15 protein-coding genes and 1 tRNA gene are annotated in these 19,086 nt (G+C 39.0%); 10 read left to right on the plus strand and 6 right to left on the minus strand.

Annotation, left to right across the window (positions count from 1 at the left end):
• Positions 1-18: 18 nt before the first annotated feature.
• From FGM01_RS12775 to FGM01_RS12800, 6 genes are all read left to right on the plus strand, one after another.
• Positions 19-378, plus strand: coding sequence for an MmcQ/YjbR family DNA-binding protein (locus tag FGM01_RS12775; RefSeq protein ID WP_108170545.1), 360 nt, complete (start codon positions 19-21; stop codon positions 376-378).
• Positions 378-2,156, plus strand: coding sequence for a MutS-related protein (locus FGM01_RS12780; protein ID WP_143411554.1), 1,779 nt, complete (start codon positions 378-380; stop codon positions 2,154-2,156). Before FGM01_RS12775 ends, FGM01_RS12780 begins: the two co-directional genes overlap by 1 nt.
• A 250-nt stretch (positions 2,157-2,406) precedes the next feature.
• A complete protein-coding gene (locus tag FGM01_RS12785; protein WP_143411555.1) occupies positions 2,407-3,411 on the plus strand; it encodes a metal-dependent hydrolase in 1,005 nt (334 codons plus the stop codon).
• A 252-nt stretch (positions 3,412-3,663) separates the two neighbouring features.
• Positions 3,664-5,373, plus strand: a complete 1,710-nt coding sequence (locus FGM01_RS12790; RefSeq protein WP_143411556.1) for a DUF885 domain-containing protein — start codon at positions 3,664-3,666, stop codon at positions 5,371-5,373.
• Positions 5,374-5,431: 58 nt separating this feature from the next.
• Complete coding sequence (locus FGM01_RS12795) at positions 5,432-6,010, plus strand: PhnA domain-containing protein (RefSeq protein ID WP_143411557.1); 579 nt, start codon at positions 5,432-5,434, stop codon at positions 6,008-6,010.
• Between the two features lie 179 nt (positions 6,011-6,189).
• Positions 6,190-6,423: a VF530 family protein gene (locus FGM01_RS12800; RefSeq protein WP_143411558.1), complete on the plus strand. Its 234-nt coding sequence runs from the start codon at positions 6,190-6,192 to the stop codon at positions 6,421-6,423.
• 162 nt (positions 6,424-6,585) lie between these two features.
• Here FGM01_RS12800 and FGM01_RS12805 read toward each other — a convergent pair whose 3' ends face one another.
• Entirely contained in the window at positions 6,586-8,664 is a 2,079-nt protein-coding gene (locus tag FGM01_RS12805) for a dipeptidyl-peptidase 3 family protein (protein WP_143411559.1), read from the minus strand.
• A gap of 228 nt (positions 8,665-8,892) precedes the next feature.
• Positions 8,893-10,284 (minus strand): dipeptidase, encoded by a 1,392-nt coding sequence (locus FGM01_RS12810; protein ID WP_143411560.1) that lies wholly within the window; start codon positions 10,282-10,284, stop codon positions 8,893-8,895.
• A 302-nt stretch (positions 10,285-10,586) separates the two neighbouring features.
• Between FGM01_RS12810 and FGM01_RS12815 the strand changes: the two genes are divergently transcribed.
• The 4 genes from FGM01_RS12815 to FGM01_RS12830 all read left to right on the plus strand — a co-directional run bounded on the left by FGM01_RS12815 (position 10,587) and on the right by FGM01_RS12830 (position 15,590).
• Positions 10,587-10,668 (plus strand) — tRNA-Leu (locus FGM01_RS12815).
• A gap of 489 nt (positions 10,669-11,157) precedes the next feature.
• Entirely contained in the window at positions 11,158-12,759 is a 1,602-nt protein-coding gene (locus FGM01_RS12820) for a hypothetical protein (RefSeq protein ID WP_143411561.1), read from the plus strand.
• A 495-nt stretch (positions 12,760-13,254) separates the two neighbouring features.
• Positions 13,255-13,707 carry a hypothetical protein gene (locus tag FGM01_RS12825; protein ID WP_143411562.1) on the plus strand — a complete coding sequence of 151 codons (453 nt, stop codon included), beginning with the start codon at positions 13,255-13,257 and terminating at the stop codon, positions 13,705-13,707.
• A gap of 17 nt (positions 13,708-13,724) precedes the next feature.
• On the plus strand, positions 13,725-15,590 hold the full coding sequence (locus tag FGM01_RS12830) for an adenylate/guanylate cyclase domain-containing protein (RefSeq protein ID WP_143411563.1): 1,866 nt from the start codon (positions 13,725-13,727) through the stop codon (positions 15,588-15,590).
• 32 nt (positions 15,591-15,622) lie between these two features.
• Here the strand turns inward: FGM01_RS12830 and FGM01_RS12835 are convergent, their stop codons facing one another.
• From FGM01_RS12835 to FGM01_RS12850, 4 genes are all read right to left on the minus strand, one after another.
• A complete protein-coding gene (locus FGM01_RS12835; protein WP_143411564.1) occupies positions 15,623-15,808 on the minus strand; it encodes a hypothetical protein in 186 nt (61 codons plus the stop codon).
• A gap of 241 nt (positions 15,809-16,049) precedes the next feature.
• The gene (locus FGM01_RS12840; RefSeq protein WP_143411565.1) at positions 16,050-16,490 is read right to left on the minus strand and encodes an SRPBCC domain-containing protein; all 441 of its coding nucleotides are present in this window, start codon (positions 16,488-16,490) and stop codon (positions 16,050-16,052) included.
• 116 nt (positions 16,491-16,606) lie between these two features.
• Positions 16,607-17,920: a M20/M25/M40 family metallo-hydrolase gene (locus FGM01_RS12845; RefSeq protein ID WP_143411566.1), complete on the minus strand. Its 1,314-nt coding sequence runs from the start codon at positions 17,918-17,920 to the stop codon at positions 16,607-16,609.
• A gap of 122 nt (positions 17,921-18,042) precedes the next feature.
• Positions 18,043-19,065, minus strand: a complete 1,023-nt coding sequence (locus FGM01_RS12850) for a hypothetical protein (RefSeq protein WP_143411567.1) — start codon at positions 19,063-19,065, stop codon at positions 18,043-18,045.
• Positions 19,066-19,086 lie beyond the last annotated feature (21 nt).

The following is a 19,086-nucleotide window of genomic DNA, read 5'->3' on the forward strand; positions in this document are numbered from 1 at the left end:
GGGTCTAAGAATTAAAACATGAACATCGATACATTCAGAGATTATTGCCTGGCAAAAAAAGGAGTTACCGAAGGCCTTCCCTTTGGTCCGGATAATCTCGTTTTAAAGGTAATGGGCAAGATGTTTTCTATCGTTTCTCTGGACGAGGTGCCGCTTAGGGCAAATTTAAAATGTGATCCAGAACGGGCCATAGAGCTTCGGGAAGAATATGAAGACAATATTCTGCCGGGTTATCATATGAATAAACAACACTGGAATACTCTGGTACTGGATGGTCGGCTGGATCCAAAACTGGTTTTTGAATTGATTGACCATTCTTACGAACTTGTAGTTAACGGACTCACCGCAAAGCTGAAAAAGGAACTTGAAGATTTATAATGACAAAAGCTGAAGAATTTTACTCCTCGCGACAGGCGAAATACTCCGAATTAAAAAAACAGATCTCCAGGAAATTAGCTTTGTCAAGCACCTTAAGGTTAGTAGTCTTTCTGGCGATCTGCGCCTCAAATTATTTTTTCTTCGGAAATATTACTATCCAGTTACCCCTGGTAATTGCGCTTATAGCTGTTTTCATATTCTTAATTTCAAGGCATACCGATCTGAAAAAAGAACGGGATAAGCTTGCTGCTTTGATCGATATCAACAGACTGGAACTTAGGATCCTTAAAACAAGGGATTTCTCAGATCTGCCAGACGGAAAAAAGTTTGAACCTGAGGATCACGAGTATGCCCGGGACATCGACCTTTTTGGCAGAAAATCATTCTTCCAGTTTCTCAACAGAACCGCTTTAAAAGAAGGAAAGGCCAGGCTCGCTAAAATTCTACTCGCGAATAAAACCGAAGACATTCTAAAGAAACAGGAAGCGGTAAAAGAACTGGCTTTAAAAGCCGACTGGAGACAGAATTATTCTGCCACGGCCACCCTGGTAAAGACCGAAACCGATTCCAAATTCATCCTTAACTGGATACAGAATTACAAAAGTTTTGTGCCGAAATACATGAAATGGTTTCCGGCGGTATTTTCAATATTATCGATTGCCGTATTGGCGCTATTCTATTTCGATATCATTGGCGGCTCCCAGGTGCTGCTATGGTTTATAATTGGCGTACTTATAACCGGAGTTTTTCTGAAAAAAGTCAATGACCTGTCTGGAACTGTAAGCAAGGTGCAGGATACATTTCAGCAATATCACCAGTTACTGGATTTCCTTGAACAAGAAGAATTCGAATCGGCATTAATGCAAGAAGTAAAGAATTCCATTACTTCAGAATCTAAAAAAGCTTCCGTCATTTTAAAGGAATTTTCCCGGGCCATAGATGCGCTGGATCAACGAAACAATTTCCTTTTCGGGATATTCGCTAACGGATTCTTTCTCTGGGATCTTAGGCAATGCTATCGACTGGAAAAATGGATTCAGCATCATCATACAGCAGTGGAACATTGGTTTGAAGCTGTAGAAAGGACAGATGCTTATAACAGCCTGGGGAATTTCAGCTTTAACCACGAGTCCTATCATTTCCCTGAAATTCTGAAAACAGGAGAAGGTATTACCGCCAAAAATTTAGGCCATCCATTATTGCATCCACAAAAGCGCGTGAACAATGATTTCAGGATCGATGGGGAACAGTTCTTTATTATTACCGGTGCGAATATGGCCGGAAAAAGTACATTCCTGCGAACGGTCGCGCTGCAGATCGTGATGGCAAATATCGGACTTCCGGTTTGTGCTGAATCTTGCAGCTATGCTCCTACCAAACTCATTACCAGTATGCGTACCAGCGATTCCCTGGGCGATGATGAATCTTATTTCTTTTCAGAATTAAAAAGGTTGAAGTTTATTGTTGATAAGATACAGACTGAAGATTATTTCATCATTCTGGATGAGATCCTGAAGGGAACCAACAGTACCGATAAAGCAATAGGGTCAAGGAAATTTGTGCAGCGCCTGGTAGGTACTAATTCCACCGGAATCATTGCGACGCATGATCTGAGCTTATGTGAGATAAGTCAGGAATTAGAGCAGGTGGAGAACTTCTATTTTGATGCTGAAATCGTGAACAATGAACTTCACTTTGATTATCATTTAAAAGATGGCGTGTGTCAGAATATGAATGCTTCCTTTTTACTGAGGAAGATGAAGATCGTGGAAGATTGAGTTGATTAGACTTCACAGGTTTTTAATACCTGTAAGATCTGTTCGAAGAAGTAAGGCGGTTGGCGCAATTTTAGCCTGAGATCGCTTCATTACATTCGCGATGACTTATGTCACATTGAGCGCAGTCGAAATGTGATATCATGATTAATGCTTCGACTCCGCTCAGCATGACAATTAGTTAAAAATCACCCTGTCCCGAAGTCTCGGGAGTTTCAGGATCTTTTGTAAAGTAAAACTATCTTTACCAAATATGGATTCAGTAACCCAGATCGTTTTAGGAGCAGCTGTTGGAGAAGCTGTTCTTGGTAAGAAAGTCGGTAAAAAAGCAATACTCTACGGAGCAATTGCCGGGACCATTCCAGATCTCGATACGCTGGTCGGCAACTTTTTTGATACCATCACGGCTATTGAAATTCACCGTGGTTTTTCCCATTCCATAGTTTTCGCGGTCCTCTTTGCCCCCATATTTGGCTGGATCATTTCAAAGATCGAATCGAATTCTGAAGCTACCTGGAAGAACTGGTCATGGTTAATGTTCTGGGGCTTGTTCACACATCCCTTACTCGATGCACATACTACCTGGGGAACCCAGCTTTTCTGGCCTTTCGATCTGAGACTTGCCTACAAGAATATCTTTGTAATAGATCCGCTTTACACCCTGCCGTTTCTGTTCTTTCTAATCATGGCCATGAGATTTAACCGGACAGATCCAAAAAGAAGGAAATACAACCGGCTTGGGCTCATTGTGAGTAGTATTTATTTGTTAGTGATCACTCCGGCATTAAAATTCTATACTTTCCAAAAATTTGAAGCTGCCCTGGAAGAGCAAAATATCACTTATGAAAGAATGGACACCAGGCCAACGCCTCTAAATTCGATTTTATGGACTGCCAATATCGAAACAGATGAATCCTTTCTTATCGGGAATTATTCTGTTTTTGATACTCAGCCAATAGATTTTTATACCGTCCCCAAAAACTATGATCTGGCCGCCGATCTGGCTGATGATCCCAACCTGAACAGGTTGATCCAGATAAGTGATGGCTGGTATACATTTTCAGAAAAGAACGGCGATCTCTATTTCAATGACCTCAGGTTTGGTAATATGGATATCGAAGATCCTGATTCCGAATTTATTTTCAGCTACAAATTAGCCGAAGAACACGGTGAACTAACCGCAACTGAAACTGAAAAGGAAATGACCGATGCCAAGAATTTTCTGCCGAGACTTTGGGCACGTATTCTCGGTAATTAATCCTAATTCATTAAAATTGCCACTAATGCACTAATAATCTTTGAATTCAATCTATTTCTTTCACCTTTTAAGAGTCTTTGCGAGCGGAGTGTAACGGAGCGAAACAATCTCATTTTTGGAACTTTGAATAATAAAACTGCTCAAGTTATTTCGTTCCTGCGCAGAGACAGTGATTTTAAATCTCAACTTCACTTTTTTTTCTTTGATCTTCTAGAATTTACAAATCAGTATATTTAGGAAAAAATTCTATTTATGCGATTTCTCCCGGCACTTCTGGCCATTTTCATGTTTTTTTCCGCTTCGGTTTACGCTCAAAAGGATTCTATAGCCCTCGAAAAGATCATTACGAAATTTCAGAAACACGAGCCTTTTAAACGCTCAGAATATCCGCTTGGGCTTTATACTGAAGAGCATTATAAAAAGGAAGCTGATTTTGCTGAAACATTGCTGAAAGAAATAAAGGATTTAGATTATTCTCAACTTTCAGAATCTCAAAAAATATCTGCTGATCTTCTGAAATATGATCTGAAGAACACAGTGAAAACTTATGAATTCAAGGCTTATCTGAATCCGCTTTTATCTGATTCCGGCTTTCACCTAAGCCTTAATTATCAAATCCGTGACCTGAACAATTATGAACAGGTCAGGGCCTACCTGAATAAATTAAATGCGATTCCAGAATATGTAGATCAGCATTTTAAGTTATTGCGTGAAGGTTTAAAAGAAGGGATCACCCAACCACTAATAATATTCGAAGGTTATGAGAATACGTATGATTCTCAGATCGTAGATAATTATAAGGACAGCTATTTCTATAAACCTTTTGAAAACCTGCCTGCAACTTTATCTAAAAAGCAAAAAGATTCGGTTTTAATTGCTGCTGAAAAAGCGATCTCAAAAAACGTGATTCCTGAATTCAAGCGCATCAAAAAATTCTTTGAAACTGAATATTATCCAAAAACTAAGACTGCTTTAGGAGTTTCAGAAATCCCCAATGGAGAAGAATATTACGATTACCTACTGGAATATTATACCACTTTAGACCTAAGTGCCGATCAAGTTCATAACATCGGACTGGACGAGGTGCAAAGAATCAATACCGAAATGAAAAAGGTGATGGCCGAAACCGGTTTTAAAGGTTCTTTTTCTGAATTCTTTGACTTCCTGAGAACAGATGAACAATTCTATGCTGAAACCCCTGAGGAACTGCTCATGTTCGCCAGGGATATCGCTAAACGTATCGACGCGAAATTACCGGCATATTTCACCAAACTGCCAAGAAAGCCTTATGGTGTTGCAGAAGTTCCTGCGGCAATTGCTCCGAAGTATACCACCGGAAGGTATATTGGCGCTTCAGATGAAACTCAGCCGGGATATTACTGGGTAAACACTTACGACCTGCCGAGCAGGCCAAAATATGTTTTACCCTCATTAACGGCGCATGAAGCCGTGCCGGGACATCATTTACAGATCTCCTTAAACAATGAACTTGGAGATGAAATTCCTGAATTCAGGAGAAGGTTTTATATCTCCGCTTTTGGTGAAGGCTGGGGATTATATTCGGAATTTCTGGCGGAAGAAATGGGCATTTACCGTAATCCTTATGAGGTTTTCGGAAAACTTACTTACGAACAATGGCGTGCCTGCCGACTGGTTGTGGATACCGGAATTCATGCAAAGGGCTGGACAAGAGACCAGGCCGTAGATTTTATGAAAAAGAATACTGCACTTTCCATTCACGAGATCAATACCGAAGTAGACCGTTATATTTCCTGGCCGGGGCAGGCTGTTTCATACAAGATCGGGGAGCTAAAGATCCGTGAACTGCGAAAGAAAGCGGAAGAAGCTTTAGGAGCCGATTTCGATATCAGGAAATTTCACGAAGTGATCCTGGAAGAAGGAGTATTGACCTTACCAATTCTCGAGAAAAGGGTGATGGAGTATATCAAATCTAATTCTTAGATCTTTATAAGACTCATAGCCTGAGTTTAAACTATCTTTGCAGCGAAATTTAGAAAAAATGACCTTAGAACAAAGCCTAAAACAGCGCAGTGATTCCTCCTGTGAACTCTGCGGAAACAAGGAAACCCTTAAAGTTTACGAGATACCAAATTCTCCTGAACAGGTACTTCTAAAGGAAATTCTTATTTGTGATATCTGCCACACCCAGTTAGAAGATCCGGAAAAAACCGAACCTAACCATTGGCGTTGTTTAAATGATTCTATGTGGAGCACTGTGCCCGCGGTGCAAGTGATGGCCTGGAGAATGCTCAATAGATTGAGATCTGAAGGATGGCCGCAAGACCTTCTGGATATGATGTATATGGAAGATGAGGTAAAAGAATGGGCGAAGGCCGGAATTCAGGAAAAAAAGGCTGAAAATGTAATAGTTCATAAAGACAGTAACGGAGCGATCATTGAAGCTGGAGATACTGTGGTTTTAACTAAAGACCTCAACGTAAAAGGTTCTAGTTTAACCGCAAAAAGGGGAGCTGCTGTAAGAAGGGTATCACTGGTTCATGATAATGCCGAACAGATAGAAGGTAAGGTAGAAGGGCAGCAGATCGTGATCCTTACTAAATTTGTCAAAAAAGTTTAGTTTCGATTGAGAATTAGAGATTGTTCCAAGAGATCCTGAAACTCCCGATGCTTCGGGACAGGATGACGCTGGCAGAAAAAACCAATTTTTAAAAATCGTCAAGCTGAACTCGTTTCAGCTTCTCAAATGAGATTCCTACTCCCGATAAATGGGGATCGGAATGACATAAAACAAAAAGTATGAGCGAAAATATTAATAAGAACGAGCAACCAAACAATCCGCTGCACGGAGTAAAGCTGGCTACCATCATGGAAAAGCTACACGCTCATTACGGATGGGATGGCCTTGCAGATCGCATCAATATCAATTGCTTTAAAAGTAATCCGACCATTAAATCCAGTCTTAAATTCTTAAGAAGAACACCATGGGCAAGGGAAAAAGTGGAAAGACTTTATTTGAAAACAGATTTTTAAAATACTGTCATTTCGAAGAAGTGAAACGACTGAGAAATCTAACCTTGAAGAGATTTCTCCCTCTGGTCGAAATGACATTTAAAATAGATCCTGAAACAAGTTCATGATGACAACAAAAAGCCCGGCAATTGCCGGGCTTTTATATTTCAGAAGAATGAAATATTACATTTCAGCTGCCTCAACAGCTTCTTCTTTTTTCACTTCTTTCTTTTGATTTAAGAAGCTATGATTTTTAGAGTAATCCATCATCTGCTTTTCAAAAGATTCTGGCTGGGTCACTTTGATCGCAGTAATCTCACCGTTCTCATCCATTTCAGGAACCAATACCGGATTGATGAATCCGCTATATGGAGCCGACTTGAATTTCGCGTTTCTGTCAAGCACTTCTTTATGAAGGTCCTGATCTACTTTCACTCCGTAGTTCTCTACAAGATTTTTGGCAGCTTCGTAATCGCCTTCAGATTTAATTCTCTGAGTCTCTCTTAACAACTCTCCAAATAGCTCACGAAGTTTTGCGTAATCCTTGATGTCGTAATAAGTCTTTCCGTCTTTTTTAACTTTTTCGATCACACCTTCTTCTTTACCCTTTTCGAAAACCCAGGCACTAACCCACTGGCGGTTTCTCATATGAGCCTCTTCAACATCGTCTCCAAGCTCAAGTCTCACCAACTGAGTTGCCAGTCCGTTACGGATATAATCGTTATAAGCGGCTTTTCCAAGCTTTTCATAGTCATCTGTAAGTCCTAGCTCTTCAAGTTTTGGATCCATCAAATAATAAAGCCCAACAAGATCTGCACGACCTTCTTCTAAAGTAGAAGCATAACTCTTCAATGTTTCTTTAGTTTCCCCTACTCCAGGATTCATTTGTCCGGAAGCATGACCAACTACCTCATGAAGGGCTGTATGCAATTTATCTGCCTGGTTGCCATATTTTTCAGAAAGAGCGATCTCTTCTTCATCATAAGCAAATTCCTTCAGCTTATCAGTTCCACCAGCACTTTCGTAAGCATGGATAATATTTCCAAGGGAAACAGACTTACTACCATGGTTTTTTCTAATCCAGCTTGAGTTTGGAAGATTTACCCCGATAGGTGTACTTGGAGAAGCATCTCCTGCCTCACCGGCAACGATCACGGTTTTGTAGGTTACCCCTACTACAGAATCCTTCTTATGTTCATCCATAATTGGTGAGTTATCCTCGAACCACTGAACGTTCTTTTCTACAACGCTCATTTTCTCAGACATATCGAAATCCTTGATCTGGATAATGCTCTCGTAAGATCCTGTATATCCTTTTGGATCATTATAAACCTCGATAAATGAGTTTATATAATCGATATTCCCTTCAGTTGCTTCTACCCAGGCCACGTTATAATCGTCCCAAGTTTGAAGATCCCCGGTCTTATAATATTTGATCAACAGACCTAAAGCATTTGCCTGCTTTTCATTTTCAGCAACTCCTTTAGCTTTCTCCAGCCAGTTTACGATCTCATCGATAGCATCTCCGTAAAGTCCACCGCTTTTATATACCTTCTCAACCAGTTTCCCGTTTTCCTTAACCAGTTTTGTGTTGATGCCATAAGCAAGTGGTTTTTCAGGATTTGGAGATTTTTTGTTAGCATAAAATGCATCTACCTCAGCAGCAGTTATCCCTTCACCATACATATTCACTGCAGAACCTTCAATAAGTCCATCAGCTTCATTAAGATTCACTTTTTTAGCATCCTTATCGTTGAAGATCACTTCATAAGCTTCTCCGGTAAGATCGGTATTGGTTTCTTTTAGCAAAGTATCGAAATACTCTTTGCTGAATCCAGGTTTCAACTTGGCATTCGAATAGTGATGGTGAATACCATTGCTGAACCAAACTCTTTTCAGGTAAGTTTCGAAAGCTTTCCAATCTTCTGAAGATGTATCCCCTTCATAATTCGCATAAATATTCTCTAAAGCCTCACGGATTGTCAGGTTATGACGATAGTTCTGATCCCAGATAATGTCACGACCGGCAAGTCCCGCCTGAGTTAAATAATAAACCAGTTTTTGTTCCTTAAGACTAAGGTTTTCCCATCCCGGGATCTGATAACGCAGGATCTTAAGATCTGCAAATTCATCGGCTTTAAAATTGAAATCTTCCTGTGAAGTTTTTTCTGTCTGAGCCAGGTCTGAATCCTTCTTATCCTCATTACAGGATACAAAGGTCAGCGCGGTTGCCAGCAGACAGGTACTTAATATTTTGTTCATGTTGTTAAAAAATTTGAGGCGCTAAGATAACAAAACGGGGAATCAAATCTTAAAAAATCTGATTCCCCGGTATTTATAAAAAAATCCTTTTAGTAGATCCTGAAACTCCCGAGGCTTAGGGACAGGGTGACGCGCTGCATTTTTAGTTTATCGTCAAGCTGAACTAGTTTCAGCTTCTCAATTTAAAGACCCTGAAACAAGTTCAGGGTGACGCCTCCACAGGTAAAACTATTTTTTACTCATTTCAGTAAAATGCTTGTAAAACCATGGAATGGTTTCTATCCCCTTCAAATAGTTCCAGATCCCAAAATGTTCATTTGGTGAATGTATCGCATCTGTATCCAAACCAAAGCCCATTAAAATGATCTTGCTTTTCAGCTCTTTTTCAAAAAGCGATACGATAGGGATACTACCACCACTTCTTTGTGGAATTGGTGTTTTACCAAATGTTTCCTCATAAGCAGCACTTGCCGCCTGGTAGCCCACAGTATCAATTGGAGTTACATAAGGGTACCCACCATGATGTGGCTTCACTTCTACCTTGACACTATCTGGAGCGATACTTTCAAAATGCTTTTTGAACAATTCGGTGATCTCTTTCCAATCCTGGTCTGGCACCAGTCGCATGGAGATCTTTGCATAAGCCTTAGATGGAAGCACAGTTTTGGCACCTTCACCAATATATCCACCCCACATACCATTCACATCCAGGGTTGGTCTAATGGAACCTCTTTCCAGGGTAGAATAGCCTTTTTCCCCATGAACATCTTTAATGTCCAGCTTCTCTTTATACTCTTCTAAACTAAACGGTGCTTCTGCCATTTTTGACCTTTCCTCCTCGCTCAGATTTTGAACTTTATCATAAAATCCAGGAATAGTGATGTGATTATTCTCATCGGTAAGGGAAGCGATCATCTGACTTAAAATATTCAAAGGATTGGCCACCGCTCCACCATATAATCCTGAATGCAGATCACGGTTCGCCCCGGTAACCTCAACTTCAACATACGAAAGTCCGCGAAGACCTGTGGTAATTGAAGGAGTATCTTTAGAGATCATTCCCGTATCTGAAATAAGGATAACATCATTCTGAAGTTTATCTTTATTCTCCTTGATCCACCAGTCCAGGTGTTCACTACCAACTTCCTCCTCACCCTCGATCATGAACTTCACGTTACAAGGCAGTTCATTGTTCTGGGTCATATATTCCATAGCCTTCACATGCATATACATCTGGCCCTTGTCATCACAGGATCCCCTGGCGAAAATAGCACCCTCAGGATGTATCCTGGTTTCCTTGATAACTGGCTCGAAAGGCGGCGAATCCCAAAGATCTAATGGATCTGGTGGCTGTACATCATAATGCCCATACACCAGCACCGTTGGTAAATTCTTATCGATAATTTTTTCAGCATATACTACAGGATGACCCGGAGTGGGAGAAACCTCGGCATGATCACAACCGGCTTCCAAAAGTCTTGCTTTTACCGCATCGGCTGCTTTTAGCATATCCCCTTTATAAGCGGGATCGGCTGAAATTGAAGGTATCTTTAAAAGCTCAACCAGCTCATTTAGAAACCTGTCTTTATTTTTCTCTAAATATTGTTTTATTGAATCCATGAATTTAATTTCAAGTTTGCGTAAAGTTAATAAGATAAGATTGGATACTGTAATCCAATCCTGCCCTCTTTTTATAAGCCTAAGCTAAATTTTAAAAAAATTCACTAAAAATTTCCTTTACAGGAATTACTGAATATCAGCACCTTGAAAACATAGTTTAAAATCGATTAAATTTTGAATCAAAATTTTTCAATATTTTCTGCTATCACTATTTGATATTTAAAAAGTATAATTATATTTGCACCCGCTTAGGTAATTAAGCAGGGATCACAACGAGTCCTAAGTGTTGTGAAACTTTAAATGCGGGCGTGGTGGAATTGGTAGACACGCTAGACTTAGGATCTAGTGCCGTGAGGTGTGGAGGTTCGAGTCCTCTCGCCCGCACAGAGAAAAAGCTTCAGAGAAATCTGGAGTTTTTTTTATTTGCACTATTCTCAAAATAATAATAAACAAGTGTGGAGGTCCCCCCGAAGCGTCGGGGCTATCGCCCGCACCGAGAAAAAGCTTCAGAGAAATCTGGAGCTTTTTTTATTTACACTATTCTCAAAATTAAAATTCAAACAGGTTTTGGAGGTTCCCCCGAAGCATCGGGGCTATCGCCCGAACACAGAAAAAGCTTCAGAGAAGTTTGGAAGCATTGAGACTTATTTACTGAATATATAGATTTGAATTTCGGGGTGCGATTCGACCTTATTTCCATTCTACAAATTCTACTAACATTCCTAAAAACAAGGGGAAATACCCAATAAATAACCGGACTTTAATTGCTAAATTCCTTTTGATACTTAATCTTCTGCTATCCTTGCTCAATCCGTCTTCTCAAGTTTACCATAAAGACTATTAACTGATTCTTTATTTTAAACTTTTTCAATAATGAAACATTCAAAATTTAGCACGATAGTTATATTCATAGCTACTCTGTTGTTTATTTCCTGTAGCAAAGACGAAAATGTCCACCCTCCATCAGACGAATTGGTCACATTATCCTTCAACATGATCATTCATGATCTCACCAGGCAAAGTATTCAAAAACAGTCTATTAATGACATACCAGAATGTTCTGAGGACACCCCATTTTTCGTGGAGATTATTCTAATGCAGGATGATATAGAAATTGTTGGCAGTAGCCAGGATCCTTTTAGAATAGACCTTGCCAGCGGACAACTTTTTACTAAATATTCTTCTGAACTCGAACTTCCGCCAGGTAATTACAGCCTGGAGCATTTTTCTGTACACAATGAAGCTGGAGATCTCCTGTGGCTGGCGCCTAAAAATAATGGTGATATGGCATTATTTTCGAGTGATCCTCTTCCAATTGATATAGAGTTGCTGGCAGGAACCAAACCATATATAGACGTCCCGGTATTATGTTATGATAATCGCGATGTCAATGAGTACGGATATTTGTTTTTTGAGCTTGATGCCACCCCTCTTTTGCCATATTGCTTCTTCGCGAATTATTGTGATGATAGCGGCAGGCATTATCCTGCAAGGTATTCATTAGAAATTTCCATTAATGACATTATAATTTATTCTGAAGTAAATACTACAGGTATTAATGAAGCGGGAAACTATTTTGCAGAGCCACTTTGCGCAGCAATTCCGGTTTTATCAGAATTTGAAGATGATGAGGAGTATATAGACTATGCTATTACCCTGCTGGACTGGGATGAAGTATACACTATTAATGAACCTCAGGAAATTAGCGGAAGTCTTAGTCTTGAGGATATTGAAGACCAATTTGATGGAGATGATAACGTGGAATATGAGCATATCTTTATCAATTGCGATGAACAGGTTGCAGATATAGATTTACCAGATTTTGAATCAGCGGTTTTTTCAGACCCGACAAATATTACTAATCCATATTATGGTCCGGATGAAGGATACATCTACGAATACGAAGGATACGAAATTGAAGACGGAGAATTTCCCGACGAACCTTCCGAAGTGATTATCGTAGAAAGAAGGGCAGAAAATAAAAATATTCTTGGTATTTCCACGGTAATTCAAAGAGATTATGTGGCTGAAGATGGCGTAATAATTGAAGACACAGACGACTGGCTGGCGCAGGACGACGAAGGCAATCTCTGGTATATGGGTGAATTGTCTTTGAATTATGATGATGAGGGGAATTTCTTAGATACCGAAGGCTCATGGGAGACAGGTGTAGACGGAGCTCTACCTGGTTATTGGTTACCTGGAAATCCGCAAGTAGGCCAGCGCTATTATCAGGAGTTTTATGAAGGTGAAGCAGAAGATTGGGCGGAAGTAATAGCCCTGAACGAAACAGTGATTCTCGATGTTGGAACTTTTGAAAATGTCCTGGTAACCAAGGATATAAACCCATTTGAAAGTGGTGTGTATGAATTAAAATATTATGCGCCTGGAACAGGGTTTATTAAAGAAGAAAAATTTGAGGATGATGAATTGGTTGAAATTGTAATTCTCACAGGAATAATCGTAATCGATTAATTATTCTCCTGAAGCAAAAAGCCGACATATTTGTCGGCTTTTTAAATAATCCTAATTATTTTAACTAACCGGTATTATTACCAGGAGCTTGATATGAATTGTGGCTTTCCCAAAATTTAAATACCTGACATTAGCCTCAGCGTCCATTTTAAAAATTAAGGATCTTGTATATCCGATTTCCCTATTAGACCCGGGTTTACCTATGCCTTATTGGCAATCATGTAATTTAATTTACTTTCCAATTATTGATAATGAATTCTGTACTTTACCTTCCCTCCAGGATAGGTTTCATGTATAAATAACACTTAATACAAGGCATATATATTGCTGACTATCAATTATTTGATTTAATTTTCTATCTTTATTAGCCTCTGAGAAGGGTAAACCTCTATCAGTTCATTTATTAATTTAAACTAACCCCCGCAGCTACGCATTCTGATTTTCTATATCAGCATCTTTTTCCTACTTACTAATAACTAACTAAAACCAACAATTATGAAAGCAAAGAATTTTATTCCATTGATCTTTAGTTTAATATTTCTTTCGGCATTTTCTTATGGCCAGAAAAAGATAGATCTAGTATTAATCGTGGAAACAGATATTATTACCCAGGATAATATTTCTGAGACCTGCAGGTTCGAAGATCAGGCTGAGGGAACAAGCATTATCGATTATACTACCCTTGTGGACCTCGGCGATGAGATTAAATGGAAGGCAGAGGAAGCAGCAGATAATAGCGGCAAAGTCAAACTGGAAAAATTTAAACACGAAAGCGGCCTTAAATTTTTTAACAAAGATTCGATACCTGTAACTTTTGGTAGGATAAAAGGAACCATTGTACAGGGTGTACCGAATGAAGTGGAAAAATATATGCTTGTGATAAAGGTAAGGAAAAGTGGAGGTGACTGGACAGAATATTTTATTGATCCAAAGCTCAAAATGAATTAATATAAATAGGTTTTAATATGCAGATAAGTGATAAACTCCACCTATACTTTAAATGCAGGATATTTTCTGCAGTTTTTCTATTGGCGTTGTTTATCACTGGAACTGCATTTTCCCAGGATCAGGATTTGCAGGATAGTCTTGAGGTTAAATATAACTCAGGTAAAAGGGCAAAAAAAGATCTTGAGATTCTTAAGGGACTGGCATCAAATTCTACTGAACCGGATAAAAAACTGAAATATAGTGCTGAACTTTTGAAAATCGCCCGTGAAAAAGATGCTCCAGAGTATTTCTTTCACGCCTATTTTAATATGGGGTATGGTCACATGAATAAAGGGAACAACAAGGAAGCCCTGGAAAATTTTTTCAGCGCAGCTACACTGGCAGAGAGCAAAGAAGATCTGGCAGTGGTCAAGGTTACCCTGGGAGATGTTTATTCCCTTTCTAAAAATCACAACAGATCCATTAATTATTATAATGAAGCAATAGAAATTCTCCGGGAAATAAATGATAATGAAACCCTGGGAAGGGCTCTCTTTAATGCTGGTGATGAATATCTTAAAAATAACCAGATAGAGAAATCTATATCTTATTTAAAAGAAGCTGAAAAGATTTTTACAGAAGAGAATTTTAGCCTCGGGCTGGCCTATTGTAAAGGCACTCTGGGCCTGGCCTATGCAAGGCTGGGCAGGTATGCCGATGCCGAAGCTAACTTACAGGAAGCTATACAGACCATAGAGAAAGAAGAAGATTTTTCCCCCATCTGTGAATTTTTAATTGGAATGGCAGATATTTATACTGAACGAGGTCTGGATTCAACCGCTATTGAATATGCCCAGATAAGCCGCGAGCTTGCCAAAGCCTATGGATTTAAAAACGAAATTCGGGAAGCTAACCTGAGACTTTCGAGGATCTATGAGAAAACCGGAAACATACCGGAATCTTATGAATATTATAAGGAATACATCACGTACCGTGATAGCGTATTAAATGTATCCACGGCACAGGATATGGCCGGTATACGTGCAGACTATGAAGTTTCGCAAAAACAGGCCGAGGTAGACCTGTTGAATGCTAAGCAGGAAAATCAGCAATTGGTAGTGATCTCTATTGCTATAGCTTCCTTTCTGGTCTGTCTTATCGCCTTCGGATTATATCGCAGAAACAGGTTTATTAAAAGAACCAGCTCAATTATAGAGGCAGAGCGTAACCGATCTGATAGTTTACTATTAAATATACTTCCTGAAGAAACGGCGAAAGAATTAAAAACCAATGGTAAGGTAAAGGCGAAAAAATTTGCTTCTGTTACTGTACTTTTCGCAGATTTTAAAAGGTTTACTCTTGTTGCAGAGAAATTACCTCCAGAACGTTTGATAAAGACCATCGATTATTATTTTTCACAATTCGATCGCATAATGGAAAAATATGGTATCGAAAAAATAAAAACTATAGGTGACAGTTATATGGCTGCAAGCGGGTTGCCTTTTCCTGCACATGATCACGCCACGAAAATGCTCCAGGCAGCTTTTGAAATGACCGAATTTGTCAGGGAAACCAAGGAAAAATCGCTTTTCGATGATGCAGATTTTGAAGTAAGAATAGGTTTGAATTCAGGTCCGGTAGTCGCCGGAGTCGTGGGAATCAAGAAATTCGCTTATGATATCTGGGGCGACACGGTCAATATTGCTTCCAGAATGGAATCCCATTCAGAAATTGGCAGGATAAATATATCAGAACATACTTACGAACTGGTGAAAGACCAGTTTGACTGCGAATACCGGGGTAAAGTCGAGGTGAAAAATCAGCGGATCCTAAAAATGTACTATGTGAACGGAGTTAAGAAGAATCTGGAAAAAAGCAGTATGACTACTAATATTGAAAATTAGCTGCTAAATAAATTCAAGGAAGAAGGAGTAATTCATTCAGAACGTACCTTAGATCCAACAGGCCTGGATCCAGTATTCAATTTACCGGTTATAGCCCAGCCAATACCCACACCAATGAGCACTCCCGATAATAAATGTATCTCTGTCCTGTCGAAAAAATATCCCAGAAGAACTCCCACGATAATTGCCCCTATACCTACGATCCGGATTAAATTCATTGTTATCATTTGCGACCTTTACAAATGTGCGCCGTAGGGATAGCATAAAATAGATGAAGGCCCGATTTGAACGATAAAACTAAGTATTAATTTTCGAAATCTAAACTTCAGAAGTAGGAAAATTATATTTTTTTCAGATATGGAAAATTGTAACCTATTGCAGGCAAGATAAAAAGAAGAAGTTTTATCAGGTTAATATGGACAGAGGTTAGGAAATGGTCTGAATAAGACTTTGTTTTAATTAAGGATTGTCAGCACTTTCGTTCATGGCATAAACCTTAAAATTATCCAGAATTGCCTGCCAGCCTTTTCTCTGATTCTCTATAGAATTTTCATCTTCCACCTCGAAGGTTTCCGTTATTTTGGTTCCATTTTCAAGCCTGGTAAAATCTATAGTTACCATTCTATCGTCGTCTAATTTCAAAATAATCTTATGCTTATCGGATATTTTTCTGAAGGTACCCGAGAAATCAAAGCCGTCACTGCCATCGACATTCTCCATGCGCCAGTTAAATTTTCCGCCAGGTTTTAAGTCATTAACGGCATTAGGGCAATGCCAGTCTACTCCCGCAGAATTCCATTTTTTAATATGATCAGGATTTGTCCATAATTCCCAGATCCTGTCGATTGGCTTAGGAACGTATGTACCAATGGTAACTGTTTTTTTTCCGGCGAATTCCATATATAAGATTGAAGATTAATATCTAAAGCTGATACCTGAATCTTATTTAGCCAAATTCCTTCTCTACAGGTAATAGGTGAATTTAATAAAATTCTTACAAATATTTTAACTGGCTATTACTCTTTAAATTTTTTCATTTCAGATAAACGGTACATCAATAAAGCTGCTCTTTTCGCCTGAACCCCAAGCTTATTAATATTACCTGTTTCATTGACCGTATGGTCATCTGCTCCACTGAGCCCAAGGCCATCCACGGCCATATCTACATGACCAGCGGTAAATGAAATATCTGCTGCACCGGCATTGCGCGGGTTTACAGGATAAACAATTCCATAACCAAGCTTCTGGCTAATCTGACTGTAATATTCTAATAATTCGGTATTCCCATCAGTAAGACCCAGGGGAGGATAACCTCCAGGGTCGAAGGTGAGTTTGGCATTTGTCCCGGGATAATTTTCTGAAACTATATTATTCATAAGCTTCTTAGCCATCTCAAGCTGTTCTAAGGAAACTGCCCGGATATCACCTTTAACCACAGCTTTTTCGGCTACGACATTAGTTTTACCAAATGCTGTGCCCCCGGTTTCATCTTCCTTAAGATCCACTGAGGTTCCTCCGAGAATAAATCCTGGATTAAAAGTTAGATTTTCTTCTTTCGATAATTGCTGATAAAATTCATTCAGAATCCTTGAAGTTTCATAGATAGCTCCTGTTCCCACCTTTTCAGAAAAAACCTGGGATGAGTGTGCAGCATTCCCGGTTACCTCCAGTTTCCATCCCGCAGAACCTCTTCTGGCCACTACGATAGTTTCTGGATTACCATCACCATTCTCAAAACCTAAAGCCACATCTGCCCATTTTGCTGCATCTATGAGATCCTTTTTTGAAAGATCCAGAGGAGAACCACTCTTCTCTTCATCGCCGGTCATTACAATTTCAACAGACATATTATCCAGCACTCCGGCTTCCTTAAGAGCCTGCATCGCCAGAATTATAATCACGTCCCCGCCTTTCATATCTGCCACTCCCGGCGCTTTCATTACCGAATCATTGACCTTAGTGGAAGTTTGAAACGGACTATCGAGTTCAAAAACAGTATCAAGATGACCTATTAAAAGCAATTTGAGACCAGGTTTACCCTTATGAGTAGCCACGAGATGTCCAGCCCTTCCAAAGGCTTCGCCCGAAGTGAGTTTAGTTTCAAATCCCAGTTTATCCAGTTCTTTCTGAAACAGTTTTCCTACCTCCCTGACACCCTGAAAATTCATGGTCCCGCTGTTAATGTTTACCGCTTTAGTCAATAATTCCAGAGCTTCAGCTTCATGCTTATCAACAGATTTCACAATCTTCTTTTCTTTCCTGTTTAGTTGTGAAAATGAAATTATTGGTAAAATACAAAGCAGTAAAATTAAAATAGATCTAAGATTCATGTGAATTGATTTTTTGGAAATCCTTAATTGATTTCTAAAATACAAAAAAGAAAAGTTCAAGTGGCTAAGACCTCGAAACGCGATTCAGAAACCCGGGATTAAAATAAAGATATGAGAAGTTTTTATTCAGCATTAAAGTTTACAGAGACTTCAATTTGCTCTTTAAATTTATGTTTCTCATCAATATGTAAAAGCAGTGTCTTGAAGGTACTTTTTCTTCCATAAAGTCCATATAAAGTATTTTCCCTTTTTAAATACAGGACCAGATTATGGCTTTCAAGAGAACCGAGAAATGAAAGTTTCCTGGTTTCGGAATTCAATTCGATGTCTTTAGATGAAATTTCGATTGCTTTTATATCCTCTATTTTTACAACCGCTTCACTCATTATCCCATATCGTAGATATAACTTGTTCTGCCCAATAATAACAGGCCTTTTAGACATAGAACGCATAAAGCCAAATATCTGGATCAATGAATAAGCACTAAGTAATGAAAGTAACCACGCGAAAGTATTACTCCACATAGCCAAAAGAATATGCAGTACGATGGTTTCAATTATGATCAGGAAGATCAACACGGCCAGTAAAGAAACCGAGCCACTCTCTTTGTGATATAGAAACTCATTTGTTCTTATTGGTCTTTTTTTCCAATATAGAAATCCATAATAAAAAACAGCAATTTCGGTAACCACAGGAACTACAAATGGTTTAGGAAAAAGCTCATTACAGCTCTTTTTTAATATGCTGTAAAAATCAGTTTCATTTTCTTTATTCAGATTAAATTGCTTAATCGCCTTATGAACCTTTAAAATAACGAAGCCTAAAACGAATATTTCTATTACTGGAAGTCCCCAAATCTTGAAAAGATCAAGGTAATAATGGTGCTCACCCGGGATAATATATTTGCCTATGATTAAAGAAAAAACCAGTAAAGGAACAAGGGTAGTTTTCGGGATCCTGGTTTTCCTGATTAATAGAAAATAAACCAGCGGAATAGTGATTAATAGGTCGAAGCTAACACCTATAGAAAAGAGCTCAACATTCTCTTTAAAAGTTGCTGTCATTGAAAGAACGACCATGGCGGAGATCATTAACAGGGGAAGGCCAAAAACCAGGTAGTTTTGCGGAAGTCTTAATCGATCCATATTCTATGATCTTCTATTTAT

It is taken from the genome of Christiangramia sabulilitoris (genome assembly GCF_007050985.1).
GTDB classification, from domain to species: Bacteria; Bacteroidota; Bacteroidia; order Flavobacteriales; family Flavobacteriaceae; genus Christiangramia; species Christiangramia sabulilitoris.